The sequence below is a fragment of the Pseudomonas sp. NFACC08-1 genome (assembly GCF_900106735.1).
In the GTDB taxonomy this organism is placed as follows: domain Bacteria; phylum Pseudomonadota; class Gammaproteobacteria; order Pseudomonadales; family Pseudomonadaceae; genus Aquipseudomonas; species Aquipseudomonas fluorescens_Q.
This window is the reverse complement of the sequence record NZ_FNNL01000005.1, coordinates 53,637-73,776: the sequence shown is the minus strand read 5'-3', so window position 1 is coordinate 73,776 and position 20,140 is coordinate 53,637. Positions and strand designations below refer to the sequence as shown.

The 20,140-nt window shown below is 62.5% G+C and carries 21 protein-coding genes; 2 read left to right on the top strand and 19 right to left on the bottom strand.

Features of this window, described 5'->3' with window-relative positions; translation table 11 throughout:
- Window positions 1-42: 42 nt before the first annotated feature.
- The 11 genes from BLU76_RS12295 to ccmA form a co-directional block, all read right to left on the bottom strand.
- Window positions 43-2,136: an LTA synthase family protein gene (locus BLU76_RS12295; protein WP_092222871.1), complete on the bottom strand. Its 2,094-nt coding sequence runs from the start codon at window positions 2,134-2,136 to the stop codon at window positions 43-45.
- 389 nt (window positions 2,137-2,525) lie between these two features.
- The gene (locus BLU76_RS12290; protein WP_072341675.1) at window positions 2,526-2,933 is read right to left on the bottom strand and encodes a hypothetical protein; all 408 of its coding nucleotides are present in this window, start codon (window positions 2,931-2,933) and stop codon (window positions 2,526-2,528) included.
- Between the two features lie 14 nt (window positions 2,934-2,947).
- A complete protein-coding gene (gene ccmI, locus BLU76_RS12285) occupies window positions 2,948-4,150 on the bottom strand; it encodes a c-type cytochrome biogenesis protein CcmI (RefSeq protein WP_092222869.1) in 1,203 nt (400 codons plus the stop codon).
- Entirely contained in the window at window positions 4,143-4,616 is a 474-nt protein-coding gene (locus BLU76_RS12280) for a cytochrome c-type biogenesis protein (protein ID WP_003199166.1), read from the bottom strand. The genes ccmI and BLU76_RS12280 overlap by 8 nt, the downstream gene beginning before the upstream one ends.
- Entirely contained in the window at window positions 4,613-5,149 is a 537-nt protein-coding gene (locus BLU76_RS12275; protein WP_063322384.1) for a DsbE family thiol:disulfide interchange protein, read from the bottom strand. The genes BLU76_RS12280 and BLU76_RS12275 overlap by 4 nt, the downstream gene beginning before the upstream one ends.
- Window positions 5,146-7,134 (bottom strand): heme lyase CcmF/NrfE family subunit, encoded by a 1,989-nt coding sequence (locus BLU76_RS12270; RefSeq protein ID WP_063322385.1) that lies wholly within the window; start codon window positions 7,132-7,134, stop codon window positions 5,146-5,148. Before BLU76_RS12270 ends, BLU76_RS12275 begins: the two co-directional genes overlap by 4 nt.
- A gap of 3 nt (window positions 7,135-7,137) precedes the next feature.
- Window positions 7,138-7,593: a cytochrome c maturation protein CcmE gene (gene ccmE, locus BLU76_RS12265; RefSeq protein ID WP_063322386.1), complete on the bottom strand. Its 456-nt coding sequence runs from the start codon at window positions 7,591-7,593 to the stop codon at window positions 7,138-7,140.
- Window positions 7,590-7,766 (bottom strand): heme exporter protein CcmD, encoded by a 177-nt coding sequence (ccmD, locus tag BLU76_RS12260; RefSeq protein ID WP_003199159.1) that lies wholly within the window; start codon window positions 7,764-7,766, stop codon window positions 7,590-7,592. Before ccmD ends, ccmE begins: the two co-directional genes overlap by 4 nt.
- Complete coding sequence (locus tag BLU76_RS12255) at window positions 7,763-8,518, bottom strand: heme ABC transporter permease (protein WP_063322387.1); 756 nt, start codon at window positions 8,516-8,518, stop codon at window positions 7,763-7,765. Before BLU76_RS12255 ends, ccmD begins: the two co-directional genes overlap by 4 nt.
- 94 nt (window positions 8,519-8,612) lie before the next feature.
- The gene (gene ccmB, locus BLU76_RS12250) at window positions 8,613-9,281 is read right to left on the bottom strand and encodes a heme exporter protein CcmB (RefSeq protein ID WP_003199151.1); all 669 of its coding nucleotides are present in this window, start codon (window positions 9,279-9,281) and stop codon (window positions 8,613-8,615) included.
- On the bottom strand, window positions 9,278-9,913 hold the full coding sequence (gene ccmA, locus BLU76_RS12245; protein ID WP_092144947.1) for a cytochrome c biogenesis heme-transporting ATPase CcmA: 636 nt from the start codon (window positions 9,911-9,913) through the stop codon (window positions 9,278-9,280). Before ccmA ends, ccmB begins: the two co-directional genes overlap by 4 nt.
- A gap of 199 nt (window positions 9,914-10,112) precedes the next feature.
- Between ccmA and BLU76_RS12240 the strand changes: the two genes are divergently transcribed.
- On the top strand, window positions 10,113-11,684 hold the full coding sequence (locus tag BLU76_RS12240) for a flagellar hook-length control protein FliK (protein ID WP_092222868.1): 1,572 nt from the start codon (window positions 10,113-10,115) through the stop codon (window positions 11,682-11,684).
- Complete coding sequence (locus tag BLU76_RS12235) at window positions 11,681-12,010, top strand: EscU/YscU/HrcU family type III secretion system export apparatus switch protein (RefSeq protein WP_063322390.1); 330 nt, start codon at window positions 11,681-11,683, stop codon at window positions 12,008-12,010. Before BLU76_RS12240 ends, BLU76_RS12235 begins: the two co-directional genes overlap by 4 nt.
- Before the next feature lie 259 nt (window positions 12,011-12,269).
- Here BLU76_RS12235 and BLU76_RS12230 read toward each other — a convergent pair whose 3' ends face one another.
- The 8 genes from BLU76_RS12230 to BLU76_RS12195 all read right to left on the bottom strand — a co-directional run bounded on the left by BLU76_RS12230 (window position 12,270) and on the right by BLU76_RS12195 (window position 20,127).
- On the bottom strand, window positions 12,270-12,665 hold the full coding sequence (locus tag BLU76_RS12230) for a DUF2802 domain-containing protein (RefSeq protein ID WP_003183966.1): 396 nt from the start codon (window positions 12,663-12,665) through the stop codon (window positions 12,270-12,272).
- Window position 12,666: 1 nt separating this feature from the next.
- The gene (locus tag BLU76_RS12225) at window positions 12,667-13,152 is read right to left on the bottom strand and encodes a chemotaxis protein CheW (RefSeq protein WP_003199144.1); all 486 of its coding nucleotides are present in this window, start codon (window positions 13,150-13,152) and stop codon (window positions 12,667-12,669) included.
- A 72-nt stretch (window positions 13,153-13,224) separates the two neighbouring features.
- A complete protein-coding gene (locus BLU76_RS12220; protein WP_092222867.1) occupies window positions 13,225-14,100 on the bottom strand; it encodes a CheW domain-containing protein in 876 nt (291 codons plus the stop codon).
- 96 nt (window positions 14,101-14,196) lie between these two features.
- Window positions 14,197-14,988, bottom strand: coding sequence for a ParA family protein (locus BLU76_RS12215; protein WP_053120309.1), 792 nt, complete (start codon window positions 14,986-14,988; stop codon window positions 14,197-14,199).
- A gap of 49 nt (window positions 14,989-15,037) precedes the next feature.
- Window positions 15,038-15,922 carry a flagellar motor protein MotD gene (gene motD / locus BLU76_RS12210; protein ID WP_072341651.1) on the bottom strand — a complete coding sequence of 295 codons (885 nt, stop codon included), beginning with the start codon at window positions 15,920-15,922 and terminating at the stop codon, window positions 15,038-15,040.
- 15 nt (window positions 15,923-15,937) lie between these two features.
- Window positions 15,938-16,678 (bottom strand): flagellar motor protein, encoded by a 741-nt coding sequence (locus tag BLU76_RS12205; protein ID WP_063322393.1) that lies wholly within the window; start codon window positions 16,676-16,678, stop codon window positions 15,938-15,940.
- Window positions 16,678-17,811, bottom strand: a complete 1,134-nt coding sequence (locus tag BLU76_RS12200) for a protein-glutamate methylesterase/protein-glutamine glutaminase (RefSeq protein WP_072341648.1) — start codon at window positions 17,809-17,811, stop codon at window positions 16,678-16,680. The genes BLU76_RS12205 and BLU76_RS12200 overlap by 1 nt, the downstream gene beginning before the upstream one ends.
- A gap of 48 nt (window positions 17,812-17,859) precedes the next feature.
- Window positions 17,860-20,127 carry a chemotaxis protein CheA gene (locus BLU76_RS12195; protein ID WP_092222865.1) on the bottom strand — a complete coding sequence of 756 codons (2,268 nt, stop codon included), beginning with the start codon at window positions 20,125-20,127 and terminating at the stop codon, window positions 17,860-17,862.
- Window positions 20,128-20,140: the final 13 nt, after the last annotated feature.

The window sequence follows — 20,140 nt, the reverse complement described above, 5'->3', positions numbered from 1 at the left end:
AAAAGAGGCCTTGGCAGGCCTCTTTTTTATGTGCGCCGTTTATCAGTCCGGCTTGCCGTCAACAACGCCGGCGGTGTTATCCAGCAGGCTCTTGGTCGCGGTTTGCAGGAAAGATTCGAGCTTGAGTTTCATCGGCGCGGTGTCCGGTGCATTCGGGATGATTTCCGCACCTGGGTTGGCGCCCAGTTCATAGCGATACATCTTCGGTTCCATTTCCTTTTCCTTCGGCAGGACCAGGATATGGTCATCGCGGATGATCGCCGTGGTCTGCTCGCTGCCCGACGGCTTGATCACACCAAAACCGGGATCGCCTTGCGGCAGGTTCAACAGGTCGCGGCCCCAGCACTGGTTCCGTACTTGCCCACCGATCCGGCCCATGATGGTCGGCACGATGTCGACCTGAGTACCTACGGTGTGATTACGCTGGCCAAATTTCTCCTGGACGCCCGGGCCGATCAACAGCATCGGCACGTTGAAACGGCCCAGGTCCATCTCGGTGATCTGGCGTTCGTTGCCAAAGCCATGGTCGCCGACCACGACGAACAGGGTTTCCTTGAAGTAAGGCTCCTTGCGGGCCTTCTCGAAGAACTGGCCCAGGGCCCAGTCGGAGTAGCGCATGGCGGTCAGGTGTTCGTTCAGCCGACCACGGTCGGTGACCGGCTCGACCGGCAACGGCGTCGGCAATGCATAAGGGGTGTGGTTGGACAGGGTTTGCAGCAAGGCATAGAACGGCTTGCCGTTTTCCCGCGCCTTGAGCTCGATCAGGCCACGGTCGAACATGTCTTGGTCGGACACACCCCAGGTGGGATCGGAAAACACCGGGTTCACATAGTCGTTACGCCCGATGAAGTTGGTCATGCCCTGGCTGCTGAAGAACCCCGACTGGTTGTCCCAGGCGAAATCGCCGTTGTAGACATACACGTCGTCGTAGTCACGGGCGCTGAGCAGTTGCGGCAGGCCTGACAGCTTGTGGCTGCCCTCCGGCGTCTGCATCAGGTATTCGAAACCCGGCAGGTTCGGGAAGCACGCCATGGTGGCGAACATGCCCTGGTGGGTGTGGGTGCCGTTGGAGAAGAAACGGTCGAACAGCAGGCCTTCCTTGGCCAGTTTGTCCAGGTAAGGCGTGATGTTGCCCGGCGCGCCCAAGGCGCCCACCGAGTGACCGGCCATGCTTTCCATGAGGATCACGACCACATTCTTGATCGGCAGGGTCTTGTCCGCCGGTGGCGTGTAGTCGCGGCGCACGGCGGCTGTCGCGGTGTCCACCAGTTTATCGTCAGGCATCACCAGCATGTCGCGCACGGTCTGCTGCGCCAGCGGTTGCTCAAGGGTGGCTTTCCAGATGTTGTCGCGGTCTTCGGACATCCGGCTCTTGGCCGCCGCCACCAGCGACAAGGTGCCGTTGAGGCCCAACTGGTTGGCGAAGTTCGAATCGGTGGTGTAGACGTCGCCCCAGCGCAGGGGCGGCCCTTGGCGCAAGGTGCCGCGCGCGGCGGTCACGGCGACCAGCAGGCAAACGACAAACACCGCGACACGCCCATACCACGGGGCGATCTGCCGAGTGCCAATGGTGCCGCCACTGAACGGCCCGCGGGGACGCGTGGCGCGGTCGGCACCCTTGAACGCCAGGCTGAGGATAATGGTGCCGCCGGCCCACGCCAGCAGGTAGCGCACCACCGGGAAACCGTACCAGAGCATGCTCATCACGGTTTTCGGGTCTTCCTTTACATACTGGAAGACCAGGCCGTTGAGGCGCTGGTGGAATTCACGGTAGAAATCCATCTCCATCAAGCCCAGGAACAGCGCGATGCTGGAAGTGACAGTCAGCCAGAAACGAAAGAACCCACGGGCCGCCATGGCCCTTGCGCTGAACAACGCCAGCAACAACGGGATGCAGAGGTAGACCACCAGGCGCAAGTCGAAACGCAGGCCGTTGACGAAGGCTTCAACGAAGGTCGAAGCCGGCGTGTCGAGGATCATCTCGCGGTTATAAACCAGCAGCGCCACGCGCAGCAGGCTGAACATGACCATCATCACCAAGGCACAAAGCAACGTGTAGGCCAGGTGCGATTTGACAGTCGGTTGCAGCAGGCGATGCGTAGTACGCTGCTGACTCAGGGCGTCCGGGATTGCCATGTCGTTTAAGGACCCTATCGGAATTGGAGTGACAAAAAGAAACAACGGCGCGCCCTCTGTTGGCCAAAGCCTGGCCCCGGGGCTTGCGCGAGTGCGCAAATGTTGCACGAACGGCTATGGCATTGCCATTAAATAACCGACGGCGATATGAGCGCGGGGGATTGTCCGCAAGATTTAGTGAAAATTTCGTTCAAAGAATATCCAGAAACACAAAATCCCCGGTCTGCTGATGAAGTTGAGCCGAACGCTGTTGTGGAGAGGGGATTTATCCCCGTTGGGTCGCGAAGCGACCCCATCACTGTGGATTCAATCTGCCTGACATACCGAGTCATCAGGTTTCAGGGCTGCTTCGCAGCCCAGCGGGGATAAATCCCCTCGCCACAGGGACCTTAATGAAACTGGCGTCCAAGACCCGCCGGCACGCCTTCGATGGTGGTGTCTTCCCATGGGCCATTCGGGCTGACGGAACGGCTCCAACCATTGTTCCAGCGGTAATAGGTTCGCTGGCGATAGAACGTGTTCGTCTGGTTGTCCAGCACATAGACCCCAAGCTTGGCGTCCCAATGGCTGTTGCCACCCGGCGGCGGGGCGAAGCTGGCGGATGTACGCGGCAGCGGTTTGGCCGGTTTGTTCGGGATGACAGGTTTGCCCGGCGGTGTGGACGGGGCCGGTTTGCTGGTCGGGGTCGACGGCGGGATCGGTGGCAGCGGCGCCGAGGGCTCCGACGGACGCTGGACCGCACAAGCGCTCAGGCCCATGACGAGCGTGAGCAGGGTGATACGAGCGATGGCGGTCATGGTGCGAATTCCTGTTATTTGTCCGGACTGTCGATGGTCAATTGTTGCTGCGCCGTGGTGCTGCTCGCCAGGGGCTGGCTGCGGCCGATCCACTCACCCGCGGTCGGCTGGCCGGCCCGGGAGATGCGCGCCACCAGTTGGACTTCGGGGAAGTTCGACAGTTTCAACTGCGGCATCATGGCGTCCGCGTCGCCCAGTTCCACCGTGACCGGCAGATCGGCGACCGTCAGGCGCTTGGCGGCCAGCGGCGCAGGTGGGCCGGAAACGGCGCGAGCGAAGATGAATACACTGTCGCCCGGCTGCACCTTAGCCTTGAGTGCCGGCGCCAGGTCGACGCGCACCTTGAGCAATGCCGCAGCCTTGGCGATAGGCGCCTGGGCGACCTTGCCGCCACTGCCCTGCAGCTTCTCGGTGGCACGGGTAATGCCGCCCTGCAGCGCCTCCCGGGACTTGTCGCCCTCCGGCAGTTGCGCGAGCAGACGCCCCCAGTAGTCGATCGCATCCTGATAACGCTCGCCTTCAAACGCGGCGATGCCCAACAGGCCGAGGCTGGTGACTTCCTTCGGATCGAGCTTGAGCGCTTCGTCGGTCAAGGCCTGGACTTTATCCGACCATTTCTTGCCATCGGCGAAATACTGCGCCTGGGCCCACTGGCCCAACAGTTCCGGTTGACGACCGGCGACGGCCACGGTGCGCTCGAAGAGCTTCGCCGCGTCCGCCGGCCGATCCTGCGCCATGTAGGTTCGCCCGAGGAAGTACAGCCCCTCGGCATTATCCGGCTGCGCCGCCACGGCGCGTTCCAGGCGCAGGGTCATCTCTTCCATCGACTGCGGCGCCTGGGCGAATTCACGGGTCAGCTCGACCTTGTCACTGGCACCGAAATGCAGGTACAGCGCCAGGCCCAACAACGGTACCAGCACGGCGGCGAGCAACGGCAACGGCTTGCCCAACCGGGATTCGCGCGGTGTGTCGGCGCCCTCGGTGTCGGCGAGCAGTTCACGGGCGGCTTCGGCGCGACCGGTGTCCAGTTGCGCCGCGTTGAGCACACCCTCCTCCCGCTCGGTCTGCAATTCGGCGACACGTTCCTGATACAACGCCACGTTGAGTGCGGTACGGTCCTCCTCCAGTTGGGCGCGGCGACCGCGCAGCACAGGGATCAACAGAAAACTCAGGGCAACCAGAAGAAGCAGACCTGCGGCGAGCCAGAAATCAATCATGCTTGGTTTTATCCAACAGTTGGTCGAGGCGCTGGCGCTCTTCGACAGAAAGCGTGTCCGGGGCGGCGGTGCGCTGGACCCGGCGGCGGCGCACGATCACTGCAATGACAACGAAACCACCAAACAACAGCCCGGCGGGGCCGAACCAGAGCAGCGCCGTCTTGGAGGACAGGGCGGGGTTGTAGCGCACGAACTCACCGTAGCGATCGACCATGAAATCGATGATCTGCTGGTTGTCCTTGCCCTCACCGAGCATGCGGAAGATTTCCTTGCGCAGGTCGGCGGCAATTGGCGCGTTGGAGTCGGCGATGTCCTGGTTCTGGCACTTGGGGCAGCGCAGTTCCTTGGTCAGTTCGCGAAATCGCTCGCGCTCGCCGTCGTTGGCGAATTCGTAGGTATCAATGGCGGCATGGGCCACACCGGCAAGGCTCAGGCCGAGGATGGCGGCAGCTAACCAGCGCTTCATGGCTTGGCCTCGTCCACCAGTGCCTGATACTTGGCGGCCAGTTTCTCGCGCCAGACCTGCTCGTCGATCACGCCGACGAACTTGTCGCGGATGATGCCCTTGGCATCGATGAAGAACGTTTCCGGCGCGCCGTAGACACCCAGGTTCAGGCCCAGGGAGCCGTCTTCATCGCGAATGTCCAGTTGATACGGATTGTGGAACTCGGCCAGCCATTTCAAGGCGTCGGCATTGACGTCCTTGTAATTGACGCCGTAGATCACCACCCCGTTCTGGGCCAGCTTGTTCAACACCGGGTGCTCGACCCGGCAGGAGATGCACCAGGTGCCCCACACGTTGACCAGCGCCGGCTTGCCCAGCAGGTCGGCGCGGGTCAAGGTCTTGTCGCCCTGCACCGATGGCAGGGAAAAATCCGGGAACGGCTTGCCGATCATCGCCGAGGGCAACTCGCTCGGGTTCAGGTACAGCCCGCGGTACAAAAACACCGCCATCAACAGGAACAGCGCCAGCGGCACCAACATCAACCAACGTTTCATGCAGTGGCTCCCGTCATGCCCAGGGTCTCACGCACCCGGGTTTTCACCTTGACTCGATAACGACGATCCAGCGCCGCCAACACCCCACCCAGGCCGGTGAGCAAGCCACCGAACCAGATCCAGCGTACGAACGGCTTGACGTGGACCCGTACCGCCCACGCGCCGTCGCCCAGGGACTCGCCCAGCGCCACGTAGAGATCGCGGGTGAAACCGGCATCGATGCCAGCTTCGGTCATGACCGAGTTCTGCACCGTGTAGAGACGTTTTTCCGGGTGCAGCACGGTGATTTCCTGGCCGTTGCGAATGACCCGTACAGTGCCTTTGTCGGACGTGAAGTTCGGGCCCTCGAAATGTTTGGCGCCCTCGAAAACGAACTGATAGCCGGCCAGGTCCATGGACTCACCCGGCGCCAGGCGCAGGTCGCGCTCGGCGCTGTTCTGGCTGGACAGCACCACGCCCAGGGCGCAGACGGCGATGCCCAGGTGGGCGACCTGCATGCCCCAGTAACTGCGGGTCAGGGTCGGCAGGCCCTTGATCAGGCCTTTGTGCCGGGTCTTGTCGAAGATGTCCCGCACACCCGCCAGCAATACCCAGGCCGCCAGCACGAACGTCGCCAACACCGCCCAGTTGAAATCGCCATACGCCACGCCGGCCACCACGGCCAGAGCGGCCGTGCCCAGCAGCACCGGGGTCAACATGCCCAGCAGCCACTTGACCGGGGTGTCTTTCCAGCGCACCAGCACACCGATGGCCATCACCACCATCAGGATCGCCATCAGCGGGATGAACAACGCATTGAAGTACGGCGGCCCCACCGACAGCTTGGCGCCGGACAACGCATCGAGCACCAGTGGGTACAACGTCCCCAGCAGGATCATCGACGCGGCCACCACCAACACCAGGTTATTGCCCAGCAACAGGGTTTCCCGTGACCAGAGGTTGAAGCCGACCTGGCTCTTGACCACCGGCGCACGCAGGGCGAACAGCGTCAGCGAACCGCCGACCACGAACAGCAGGAACATCAGGATGAACACACCGCGCTCGGGGTCAGAGGCAAAGGCGTGCACCGACGTGAGTACGCCGGAACGCACCAGGAAGGTCCCCAGCAGGCTCAGCGAGAACGCCGCGATGGCCAGCAACACGGTCCAGCTCTTGAACACCCCGCGTTTTTCCGTGACGGCCAGGGAGTGAATCAGCGCCGTGCCCACCAGCCAGGGCATGAAGGACGCGTTTTCCACCGGGTCCCAGAACCACCAGCCGCCCCAGCCGAGCTCGTAGTAGGCCCACCACGAGCCAAGGGTGATGCCGATGCCGAGGAAGGCCCAGGCGACGATGGTCCACGGACGCGACCAGCGTGCCCACGCGGCATCGAGGCGCCCACCGAGCAACGCGGCGATAGCGAAGGCGAAGGCCACGGAGAAGCCGACGTAGCCCATGTAGAGCATTGGCGGGTGAACGATCAGGCCGATGTCTTGCAGCAATGGGTTGAGGTCGCGACCATCCGTCGGCATCTGCGGCAGGATGCGCTCGAACGGGTTGGAGGTGACGATCAAGAACAGCAGGAAACCGGTGCTGATCATGCCCATCACCGCCAGCACCCGGGCCAGCATCACTTGGGGCAACTGTCGGGAAAACACCGAGACGGCGAAGGTCCAGCCGGCAAGGATCAACGCCCAGAGCAACAGCGACCCCTCATGGGCGCCCCACACCGCGCTGAACTTGTAGTACCAGGGCAAGGCGCTGTTGGAGTTGCTGGCGACGTACGCCACCGAAAAATCGTCAGCCATGAAGGCATAGGTCAGGCAACCGAAGGCAAACAGCATGAAGGCGAACTGGCCCCATGCCGCCGGCTGGGCCAGGCTCATCCACAAACGGTCGCCGCGCCAGGCACCGAGCAACGGCACCACGGCCTGCACCAGGGAAAAACACAGGGCCAGGATCATCGCCAGGTGGCCCAACTCGGGAATAAAGATGCCAGCAGTCATCGATCAGCCCTCCTTCACGGGAGCGGGCGCCGACTGGCCGCTGTCTTTCAGCGCCTTGGTCACTTCCGGCGGCATGTATTTTTCGTCGTGCTTGGCCAGCACTTCATCGGCCACCACCACGCCGTCGGCGTTGAGCTTGCCCAGGGCGACGATGCCCTGCCCTTCGCGGAACAGGTCCGGGAGGATGCCGCGATAGGTGATGGTCACGGTCTTGTTGAAGTCGGTGACATTGAACTTCACATCCAGTGAATCCCCGGAGCGCTCCAGCGAGCCTTTTTCCACCATACCGCCAGCGCGGATGCGGGTGTCCTTGGGTGCTTCACCGTTGGCGATCTGGGTCGGGGTGTAGAACAGGTTGATGTTCTGCTTCAGGGCGCTCAGGGCCAGGGCGACCGCGACACCGACACCCACCAGGATCGCAAGGATGATGACAAGACGTTTTTTGCGCAGCGGATTCACTGACCGTTCTCCCGGCGCAGACGACGCGCCTCTTGTTGCAGATACCGCTTGCGGGCCAGGATCGGCACCGCCACGTTGAGGGCCAGCACCACCAGGCAAATGCCATAGGCTGACCAGACATACAGGCCATGATGGCCCATGGCGAGGAAATCGCCGAATGAAGCGAAACTCATCGAACGGCCTCCAGACTGTTCTGCACTTCGGCCTTCACCCAACTGGCCCGGGACTCGCGCTTGAGCACTTCCAGACGCATGCGCAGCAACAGCACCGCGCCGAAGAAACAGTAGAAACCCAACACCGTCAGCAACAGCGGCAGCCACATTTCGACGGGCATCGCCGGTTTTTCGGTAAGGGTGAAGGTTGCGCCCTGGTGCAGGGTGTTCCACCACTCCACCGAGTACTTGATGATCGGGATGTTGATCACGCCGACAATCGCCAGCACTGCGCAGGCCTTGGCGGCACTGTCACGATTGCTGATGGCGTTGCCCAGCGCAATAAGACCGAAGTACAGGAACAGCAGGATCAGCATCGATGTCAGTCGCGCATCCCAGACCCACCATGAGCCCCAGGTCGGCTTGCCCCAGATGGCCCCGGTGACCAGCGCCACGGCCGTCATCCAGGCACCGATGGGCGCGGCGCATTGCAGGGCTACGTCGGCCAGCTTCATCTTCCACACCAGCCCGACCACACCGCACACCGCCAGCATCACGTAGACGGACTGGGCCAGCAGCGCCGTGGGCACGTGGATGTAGATGATGCGAAAGCTGTTGCCTTGCTGGTAGTCCGGCGGTGCGAAGGCCAGGCCCCAGACCACGCCAGAACCAATCAACAACAATGCAGCGATGCTCAACCATGGGAGCAGTTTGCCGCTGATGCCGTAGAACCACTTGGGTGAGCCGAGCTTGTGAAACCAGGTCCAGTTCATTGTTGTTTCCATCACGGTTGCGGCTCGCCGTCACGAACCGCCGGGGCAGCCTTTACTTCCAAAGAAGTGGTCAATTTTTGACCAGGCCTCGTTATTATTCGCCGACGCTGATCTTCAGGCCAGCGGCTATTGCAAAGGGTGTCAGGGTTATCGCCAGGGCGGTCAGGCTCCCAAGCCACAGCAGATAACCGGTCGCGGGCATGCCTTGCAGCGCCGCTTGCAAGGCACCACTGCCCAGGATCAGGACCGGGATATACAACGGCAGGATCAGCAGCGCCAGCAATAGGCCGCCGCGCTTCAACCCCACCGTCAACGCCGCGCCCACCGCACCGAGCAGGCTCAACACCGGCGTGCCCAGCAGCAGCGACACCAGCAGCACCGGCATGCACGCGCCGGGCAGCCCCAGCATCATTGCCAGCAATGGCGAGAGTAATACCAGTGCCAGCCCGGAAAAAACCCAGTGTGCCAGTACCTTGGCCAAAACCAGAAGGGCCAGGGGGTGCGACGAAAGGACCCACTGTTCCAGCGAGCCGTCTTCGAAATCACTGCGGAAAAGCCCGTCCAGCGAGAGCAGGACCGATAAAAGCGCGGCGACCCAGACCAGTCCCGGAGACAAGGTTTGCAACAATTGAGTCTCCGGCCCGACCGCCAACGGGAACAATGCAATGACAATCGCGAAGAACACCAGCGGATTGGCCAATTCGGCCGGACGACGGAACAGCAGGCGCGCCTCGCGGGCAAGCAACAGGCCAAACACACTCATACGGCCCAGTTCCCCAGATCAATGTTGCGATAACCGGCCGGCATCCGCGCCAGCGTGTGGTGGGTGGTCAAGAGCACCATGCCACCGTTTTCACAGTGCTGGGCCAAGTGTTCCTCGAGTTGCGCGACGCCCTGCTTGTCCAGGGCGGTGAATGGCTCGTCGAGAATCCACAGCGGCGGGCTGTCCAGGTACAGCCGGGCCAGCGCCACGCGGCGTTGCTGGCCGGCAGACAGGGTGTGGCTCGGCACGTCTTCAAAGCCGCGCAGCCCTACCGCCGCCAACGCCTGCCAGATCGCTTCGCGGCCGACCGGCGTATGCAATGCGCAGAGCCAACTGAGATTTTCTTCGGGGGTCAGCAAATCCTTGATACCGGCGGCATGGCCGATCCAGAGCAGATTGCGGGCCAGCTCGCTACGCTGGCCGTGCAAGGGCTGTCCATTGAGCAACACCTGGCCGGCGGTGGGCTGCATCAATCCGGCGAGCAGGCGCAGCAGGCTGGTCTTGCCGCTGCCGTTGGGACCACTGATCTGCACCATATCGCCGGGCGAGAGTCTCAATTCGAGATTTTCGAAAAGCAGCCGCAAGTCTCGCTCACAGGCGAGGCCAACGGTTTGCAGGAGAGGACTGGTCAAGGGATCGCGGGCCTTATACGGTTCAAGTCGGCGGTGCAGCGGCCGTTAAAGAGGTGCAGCATAGATGCTTTGACGGCCTGTTCCACAGAGCTGCGTCAAACAATTGCAAGGTTTTCGCCACTCCCTGAAAGACGGGCGGCATTATACATGTGATGCCCTACTCTCAAGAGGGCTTATTTTCCCCAGGGTAAGACCGCAGATGACAGGCGACATCAACATCCTGCCGCTGCCCCAGGCCACGGCAACGACGCGTATGCCAGCGGTGACGGGCGAGCTGCTCAAATTGCTGGCACCGGCCGAAGGGCTGATCGGCCCCGGCCAGACCGCCCAGGCCGAAGTGCTGTCGCTCAAGCAGGCGGACCAGACCTTCCAGTTGCTGCTCAAGGTCACATTGGAAAGCGGCCGCCAGACCACCGTGCAGGCCAGCAGCACCCAGCCGTTGCCACAGGGCACCAGCCTGGCCGTGACCCAACCGTCCGCCAGCAACCTGGCCATCACCGTGCAACAGGCCGTCGCTTCCAGCGTCGCCACCCTGACCCGGATCGACACCGCACAGTTGCCGGTCGGTACCCTGCTGCAAGGCAAGGTGCTGACCAGCCAGGCCCTGCCGCAATTGCCGGGGCAACCGGCGGTGTATCGCTCGTTGGTGAGCCTGCTCAACACCGCCCAGGCCGGCAGCACCCTGGACATCGACAGCCCGCAACCGCTGCGAATCGGCACGCTGTTGAGTGCCCAGGTGCAAGATGCCCAGACGCTGAAGTTCGTTCCGCTGAGCAACCGCCACGAGCAATTGGCGGTGAGCCAGCAATTGGTCACGCAAATGAGCCAGCAGGGCTCGCTGGACAATCTGATCACCGTCCTGCAAAACCTTCCGGCCAACGATGACACCGGTGCCGAGCTGCGCGCCGCGGTGACACGCCTGTTGGCCAGCCTGCCGGATGTCCAGCAACTGAGCACGCCCAAGGGGCTGGCCCAGGCCATGGTCGCCAGCGGTGTGTTCCTGGAAAGCAAGTTACTCGCAGGACAGCCGCCGGGGCCGGCACCCGACCTCAAAGGCGACCTGCTCAAGCTGATCGCCCAACTGACGCCAGCCCTGCCCGCATCCACCAACCTCACGGCCATCATTGCCGCCAACACCCTGGCCCAAGTACTGCCCAGTTTTGTCCGCAACGCCCTGGGAACCCTCGGCCAGGTCAGCGCCAAGCCGCAACCCACCAGCTTCCCCCTGCCCTCGCGCCAGACGAAAGGCCAGGACGAAGAAGGCGACCTCGAACACCTGCTGCGCCTGGCCGCTGCCGCCGTGTCGCGCCTGCAAAGCCATCAATTGTCGAGCCTGGAGCAAACTGGCCTGACTGACGACGGTCGGCTGATGAGCACCTGGCAATTGGAAATCCCGATGCGCAATCTGCAGGACATCGTGTCCTTGCAGGTCAAGTTCCAGCGCGAGGAAACCCCGCCCCGGGAGCAACCAGACGAACGCCGTGAAGAACGCGAGCCGAAACAGCAGCTCTGGCGGGTGGAATTGGCGTTCGACATGGAACCGCTGGGGCCGCTGCAGGTTCAGGCGCAATTGCTCAGCGGCAGCCTGTCGAGCCAGCTGTGGGCCGAACGGCCGTACACCGCGAGCCTGATCGAAAGCAACCTGACAGCGCTGCGTGAGCGCCTGGTGACCTGTGGCCTGAACGTCGGCGACCTGGACTGCCACCTCGGCACTCCGCCCCAAGGCCCCAAGACTCGTCTGGAACAACGCTGGGTGGACGAAACCGCATGACAACCCACACCGAACCCCGCCAGGCCATCGCCCTCAAGTACGACGGCCACCACGCCCCGACCCTCACCGCCAAGGGCGACGAAGCCCTGGCCGAGGAAATCCTGCGGATCGCCCGGGAAAGCGAAGTACCGATTTATGAAAACGCTGAGTTGGTGAAGCTGTTGGCCCGGATGGAATTGGGCGACAGCATTCCGGAGGAGCTGTACCGCACGATTGCCGAGATCATTGCGTTTGCCTGGAACCTCAAGGGCAAGTTTCCCCAGGGCTACGACCCGAATGCGCCGAGTGCCGAGAAGGACGTGACGGACCGCGGCGAGGATTACTGATTACAGCAACGCTGTTCCCGTGGCGAGGGAGCTTGCTCCCGCTCGGTTGCGCAGCAACCGCAAAAAGATGGGGCCGCTGCGCGACCCAGCGGGAGCAAGCTCCCTCGCCACAGGGGCTGTTTGTTGGCTGGACTTTAGGGGAACGCCAGAAAAACCTGTGGGAGCGAGCTTGCTCGCGATGGCGGGCGCACAGTTGTGTTGACTGTTACACCGCTATCGCGAGCAAGCTCGCTCCCACATTGGATTGGGGTGAAGGCGATCAGCCGCCCTTGTGCAGCTTACTCATCAACTCCGCCTCGGCCTGGGTCAGGCCGCAAGCTTGGGTCAGTTCGTCGACGCTGGCGCCCATGCCCACCAGGCGGGCAGCCTGGGCGAAGGACAGGCTGGAGGGGTCGCGCTGTTCCAACTGGGCGAGTTTATCCGGCAACGGCGCGACCACGGCACGCAGCTCATGGAGCGCTTCGCCCATGCGCACGGTGCCGTTCTGGTAATCATCGACGCGCTTGGCCAGGTCCTTGATGCGCTGGTCGCGCAGCGCATCGCCCTGGGCCTGCTGAGCGGCGATCTGCCGCTGGCCACGTATATACGCCAAGAACATCGCCAGCGTGCCTGCCCAGAAAAGGAACAGGACAATGACTGCTACCTCAAGAATCAAATCAGATACTCTCCAGTTCCGACCACTCTTCTTCGCTCATCATCTTGTCCAGTTCAACCAGAATCAGCAACTCGTTGTTCTTGTTGCACACGCCCTGAATGAACTTGGCGGATTCTTCGTTACCCACGTTCGGCGCAGTCTCGATTTCCGACTGACGCAGGTAAACCACTTCAGCGACGCTGTCGACCATGATGCCAACCACTTGCTTGTCGGCTTCGATGATGACGATCCGGGTGTTGTCGCTGATCTCGGCATTCATCAGGCCGAAGCGCTGGCGGGTATCTATCACTGTAACCACGTTGCCACGCAGGTTGATGATGCCCAGCACATAGCTCGGCGCACCCGGTACCGGGGCGATCTCGGTATAGCGCAGCACTTCCTGAACGCGCATCACGTTGATGCCGTAGGTTTCGTTATCGAGCTTGAAGGTTACCCATTGCAGAATCGGATCTTCAGAACCCTTTTGAGACGACGCCTTATCATTCATACCCTGACCCCTCGAAAAACCGCCTGTGGCGGCGTGTATTCTGTCCGGCGACGCTGTGCGCCGCCGGTTGTCTTATTTCGGTTTCTGGACCGGCTTCTTGCTGCCGCCCAAGTGTTTTGCCCCGCCGCTGGCGATCAGCTCCGCCAGCTCGGAAACGTCCAGCAAGGCGCACATATGCTCAATCACCGTACCGGCCAGCCATGGCCGTTGCCCTCGATGGCTGCGCCACTTGATCTCGTTCGGGTCCAGGCGCAGCGAACGGCTGACCTGATGCACCGCCAAACCCCACTCGTAACCTTGCACCGAAATCACGTATTGCAGGCCCTGGCGAAAATCATCGCGATAACGGTCCGGCATGACCCAGCGCGCGGTATCCAGCACCTTCAGGTTGCCGGCCTGGCTCGGCAGGATCCCGAGGAACCATTCCGGCTGGCCAAACAACGGCGTCAATTCCTGCCCGGCCAGGGAATAAATCGATCCCAGGCATACCAGCGGCACCGCCAGGGTCAACCCGGCCACATCGAACAACAAACACTCGAACGGCTCGGCGGCCCAGGCCGGACGGTCGTCGCCCGGCACCGGCGGAGGCGGGCTGCTCGGCGGCAGGTGGATTTCCACCACCGGCGTCACCAGGCCTTGCAGCAACGGGGCAACGGTCGAGACCGGCGCCAGGATCGGCGCAGGCGCGTCCATGATCGCCACCTGAGGCTTGATGAACGGTGCCTCGACCGCCGCAGCCACTACTGATTTCTGTGCATCACGGGCCTGCTCTTCGAGCACGGCCGCCTGAAACTCATCCAGCACACCCTTGGCTTCGACATTCTCGGGCAACGCCTCGATCAGGCTGGGCTGTGGTGGCAATTCTTCGGTCGCTTCCTGCAACAGCCCATCCAGATAGGATTGCAGGGCCATTTGCGGACGCGAAGTTGTCTTTATCGGGCGGCTCATAGGAACAGTGCGCCACTTGAAGAGGTTATCGGCATGAATGCGGTAGGACTTGAGCGTTCGCAAGCGAACGCAGTGCCAGTGGAAAGCCTCGTCACCTTAAGCCACCTGCTGTGGAACAAGCTGCTGGGCCAACAGGTGCTTGAGCAGCGCCCGGTAGGCCAGCACGCCACGGCTCTTGCCATCGAATTGCGAGGGCGTCACACCCGCGCGGCTGGCGTCCCGCAAGCGGGTATCGACGGGGATATAGCCTTGCCAGATGTCCTCCGGGTACATGTCCCGCAACACCCGCAGGGTGCCCAGGGACGCCTGGGTGCGACGATCGAACAAGGTCGGCACGATGTTGAAGGCCAGCGTCTGCTTGCGCGAGCGGTTGACCATCGCCAGTGTATTGACCATGCGCTCCAGGCCCTTGACGGCCAAGTGCTCGGTCTGCACCGGGATCACCAACTGCTGGCTGGCAGCCAAGGCATTGACCATCAGCAAACCCAGCAACGGCGGGCTGTCGATGATCGCGTAATCGAAATCCTGCCACAGCTGCGCCAGACTCTTGGCGATCACCAAGCCCAGCCCGCTCTGCCCGGGCGACTGTCGCTCCAGGGTGGCGAGAGCGGTGCTCGATGGCAGCAGGGAAATCCGCTCGTCGCTGGTGGACAACAGCAACTGCCCCGGCAGGCCCTCGGGCACAACGCCCTTGTGCAGGAACAGGTCGTAGTTGCTGTGCTCCAGGCTATCGGGATCGTAGCCGAAATAGCTGGTCATCGAGCCATGGGGGTCCAGATCGACGATGACCACGCGCTTGCCCGCCTCGGCCAGCAACCCGGCTAAAGCGATGGAAGATGTGGTCTTGCCCACACCACCTTTTTGATTGGCGACTGCCCAGACTCTCATTCGGATCGTTCCTCCCGGCCGAAACAGGCTCGACCGAGAAATAGCTCGGTTATAAAGCGGGTGACGGAGAATTGACGGCACTCTGTCTTCCCGGCGACTTGACCGGAGCCGGTGCAGTTTGTGTGCCAGCCCGCTTCAAGGCGGCGTCCGGTTTTGCATTGGCCGTGCCGGTACCGGTCAGGCTGCGGCGCACATCGAGGTTACGCGACACGACCAACACCACGCGCCGGTTACGCGCGCGCCCCTCGGCCGTGGCGTTATTGGCCACCGGCTGGAACTCGCCATAGCCCACCGACGCCAGGCGACCGGGGTTCACGCCCTGCATGGCCAACATGCGCACGATGCTTGCCGAACGGGCCGAGGACAGCTCCCAGTTGGTCGGGTACTGTGCGGTACGAATCGGCTGGTCATCGGTGAAGCCCTCGACATGGATCGGGTTGTCGAACGGTTTCAGGATCGCCGCCACCTTATCGATGATATTGAATGCCATATCACTGGGCATGGCGTCGCCGCTGCCGAACAACAGGCTGGAGTTGAGCTCGATCTCGACCCACAGCTCATTGCCACGCACGGTCATCTGGTTCGAGCTGATGAGGTCACCGAACGCCGCGCTGATGTCATCAGCGATGCTTTTCAGCGGATCGCTGCCACCGGCGATACCGGCATCGACCTGCTCGGCATCCCTGACCAGCGGCTTGGCCGGCGTCGTGGTCTTGGGTCGCTCATCACCTATGGGGATGGGCTTGAGGGCGCGGTCGGAGTCGGAAAAGACCCCAATCAACGCCTCGGAAATCACTTTGTACTTGCCTTCGTTGACCGACGAAATCGAGTACATGACCACGAAAAAGGCGAACAGCAGCGTAATGAAGTCGGCATAGGAAACCAGCCAGCGTTCATGGTTGACGTGTTCTTCATGATGCCTGCGACGAGCCATTTTCCATGTCTCCCATCAGTCCATGAAGCCCTGGAGCTTCAACTCAATGGAGCGCGGGTTTTCGCCTTCGGCGATCGACAGGATCCCTTCCAGCAGCATTTCGCGATAGCGCGACTGGCGCAACGCGATGGACTTGAGCTTGGCGGCGATCGGCAACAGCACCAGGTTCGCGCTGGCCACGCCATAGATCGTGGCGACGAACGCCACGGCGATGCCGCTGCCCAGTTGCGATGGATCGGCCAGGTTGCCCATTACATGGATCAGGCCCATCACCGCACCGATGATGCCGATGGTCGGCGCGTAGCCGCCCATGCTTTCGAATACCTTGGCCGCCTCGATATCGCGACTTTCCTGGGTGTAGAAATCCACTTCCAGAATGCTGCGGATGGCTTCCGGCTCGGCGCCGTCCACCAACAATTGCAGGCCTTTGCGTGAGTAGCTGTCAGGTTCGGCATCGGCCACCCCTTCCAGGCCCAGCAAGCCTTCCTTGCGCGCGGTCAGGCTCCAGTTCACCACCCGGTCGATACCACCGGCCAAGTCGACACGGGGCGGGAACAGAATCCAGATCAGCACCTGCATGGCGCGTTTGAAAGCGCTCATGGGCGACTGCAACAGCGCCGCGCCAATGGTGCCACCGAGCACGATCAACGCCGCCGGGCCGTTGGCCAGCGCGCCCAGATGCCCACCTTCCAGATAATTGCCGCCAATGATGGCGACGAACGCCATGACGATGCCGATCAGGCTGAGCACATCCATTACAGGCAGGCCTCGACCAGGTGTCTACCGATGTCGTCCAGCCCGTACACCGCGTCGGCGAGGTCCGCCTTCACGATGGCCATCGGCATGCCGTAGATCACGCAGCTGGCTTCGTCCTGGGCCCAGATCGCACTGCCGCCTTGCTTGAGCAGGCGCGCACCTTCACGACCGTCGGCGCCCATGCCGGTGAGCACCACCGCCAGAACTTTGTCACCGTAGGACTTGGCCGCGGAACCGAAGGTAATGTCCACGCAAGGCTTGTAGTTCAGACGCTCGTCACCGGGCAGGATTTTCACCGCGCCCCGACCATCGATCATCATCTGCTTGCCACCGGGTGCCAACAACGCCAGGCCGGGGCGCAGGATGTCGCCATCCTCGGCTTCCTTGACGCTGATGTTGCACAGCTTGTCCAGACGCTCCGCGAAAGCCTTGGTGAACGCCGCCGGCATGTGCTGGATCAACACGATGGGGGCCGGGAAGTTGGCCGGCAACTGGGTCAGGACCCGTTGCAGTGCCACCGGGCCACCCGTGGACGTACCGATAGCGACCAGCTTGTAGGCTTTGCGCTTGGGTGCCGGCGACGTTGCACTGGCGGGTGCCGAACGCGTCGGCGCAGGTGCCGGCGCGCTGCGTACCGGGGCCGGATTGAAACTGCTCGATGCCGTCGGCGCTGGCGCAGGGCTTGGTGCCGCAACCGGGGCTGGCGCCGGTGCGCTGTAGGCACCGACACGGCGATTGCTGCGGGAAATGCTGTGGACCTTTTCGCACAGCAACTGCCGGACCTTGTCGGGGTTGCGCGAAATGTCTTCGAAATTCTTCGGCAGGAAATCCACCGCCCCGGCGTCCAGCGCATCGAGGGTCACCCGAGCGCCTTCATGGGTCAGGGACGAGAACATCAATACCGGGGTCGGGCAGCGCTGCATGATATGCCGCACGGCCGTGATGCCGTCCATCATCGGCATCTCGTAGTCCATGGTGATCACGTCCGGCTTGAGCGCCAGGGCCTGATCAATCGCCTCTTTGCCATTGGTCGCGGTACCGACGACCTGAATACTCGTGTCCGCCGAAAGAATTTCCGAGACGCGGCGGCGGAAAAACCCCGAATCGTCCACCACCAGGACTTTAACTACCATAAACACTCCGTTAGACGAGGCGCGGCCCTGGGCCACGCCCCTCCAGAATCAAATACGCCGAGCGGCGTAACGCTTGAGCATGCTTGGCACATCGAGGATCAACGCGATGCGGCCGTCGCCGGTGATGGTGGCGCCGGACATGCCCGGGGTGCCCTGGAGCATCTTGCCCAACGGCTTGATGACCACTTCTTCCTGGCCCACCAACTGGTCGACAACGAAGCCGATCCGCTGGGTGCCCACCGAAAGGATCACCACATGGCCTTCGCCCTGCTCCACATGAGCGGCGGAGCTGACCAGCCAGCGCTTGAGGTAGAACAGCGGCAGTGCCTTGTCCCGTACGATCACCACTTCCTGGCCGTCCACCACGTTGGTGCGCGACAGGTCGAGGTGGAAAATCTCGTTGACGTTGACCAGCGGGAAGGCGAACGCCTGGTTGCCCAGCATCACCATCAGGGTCGGCATGATCGCCAGGGTCAGCGGGACCTTGATGACGATCTTCGAGCCCTGGCCCTTGGTCGAGTAGATGTTGATCGAACCGTTGAGCTGGGAAATCTTGGTTTTCACCACGTCCATGCCCACGCCACGGCCCGACACGTCGGAAATCTCGGTCTTGGTCGAGAAACCCGGGGCGAAGATCAGGTTGTAGCACTCGGTGTCGCTCAGGCGGTCAGCGGCATCCTTGTCCATCACACCGCGTTTCACCGCGATGGAACGCAGCACGTTAGGGTCCATGCCTTTGCCGTCGTCGGAGATCGACAGCAGGATGTGGTCGCCTTCCTGCTCGGCGGCCAGGATCACCTTGCCGCTGCGGACCTTGCCCGAGGCTTCGCGTTCTTCCGGCGACTCGATGCCGTGGTCGACCGCGTTGCGCACCAAGTGGACCAGCGGGTCGGCCAGGGCCTCGACAAGGTTCTTGTCGAGGTCGGTTTCTTCACCCACCAGTTCCAGGTTGATTTCTTTCTTGAGCTGGCGAGCCAGGTCGCGAACCAGGCGCGGGAAGCGCCCGAAGACTTTCTTGATCGGCTGCATCCGGGTCTTCATGACCGCGGTCTGCAGGTCCGCCGTGACCACGTCGAGGTTCGACACGGCCTTGGACATGGCTTCATCCTGGCTGTTGAGGCCCAGGCGCACCAGACGGTTACGCACCAGCACCAGTTCGCCGACCATGTTCATGATCTCGTCCAGGCGCGCGGTATCGACCCGAACAGTGGTCTCGGCTTCGCTGGCCGGTTTTTCCGCTGGCGCAGCCGCCGCAGCACGGGCGGGCGCCGGAGCAGCAGCGGCAGGCTTGGCGGGTTCGGCCTTCGGTTCCGGTGCCTTGGCAGCGGGTTTGGGCGCAGCCTTGGCCGCCGGTGCAGCCGCTGCGGCAGCGGCAGCAGGCGCAGCAGGCGCAGCAGAAGCGGTACCGACTTCGCTGAACTTGCCCTTGCCATGCAACTCGTCGAGCAGTGATTCGAATTCGTGATCGCTGATCAGGTCGCTGCCCGCGGTAGCAGCGGCAGGCTTGGCCGGTGTCGGCGCCGAAGCGATGGCTGAATCCAGCGCGTCAACGGCAAAGGTGCCCTTGCCATGCAACTGATCGAGCAAGGCTTCGAATTCGTCGTCGGTGATGTCCGAGCTGTCGCCCGCGGCTTTCGGGGCGGCCGGAGCCGCCGGCGGCACGACCGCATCCGGCGCGAACTGGCCCTTGCCGTGGAGCTGGTCGAGCAGTGACTCGAACTCGGCATCGGTGATTTCATCGCTGGCCACCCCATCGGCGACCGGTGCAGCAGGTGCAGCCGGAGCGACCGGCGCCTCGGCCTGGGCCTTGACGGTATTCAGGGAGTCCAGCAGTTGTTCGAATTCGTTATCGGTGATGTCGCCCGATGCCTCGGCGACCGGTTCTTCAACCGCAGCCTCGGCAACCGGAGCCGCTTCATCAGCCGATTGCGGCTCGGCCAGGCGCGCCAGCGCAGCGAGCAGTTCGGGGGTGGCAGCGGTGATCGGCGAGCGCTCACGCACTTCGCTGAACATGCTGTTGACCGCATCCAGCGCTTCAAGCACCACGTCCATCAGTTCCGAATCAACGCGACGCTCACCCTTGCGCAGGATGTCGAACACGTTTTCGGCAATGTGACAGCACTCCACCAACTCGTTGAGCTGGAGGAAGCCGGCGCCTCCTTTTACAGTGTGGAAACCGCGAAAAATTGCATTGAGCAGATCCGCATCATCTGGTCGGCTTTCCAGCTCGACCAGCTGTTCAGACAGTTGCTCTAGAATCTCGCCGGCCTCAACCAGGAAATCCTGAAGGATCTCTTCATCGGCGCCGAAGCTCATTAATGGCTGCTCC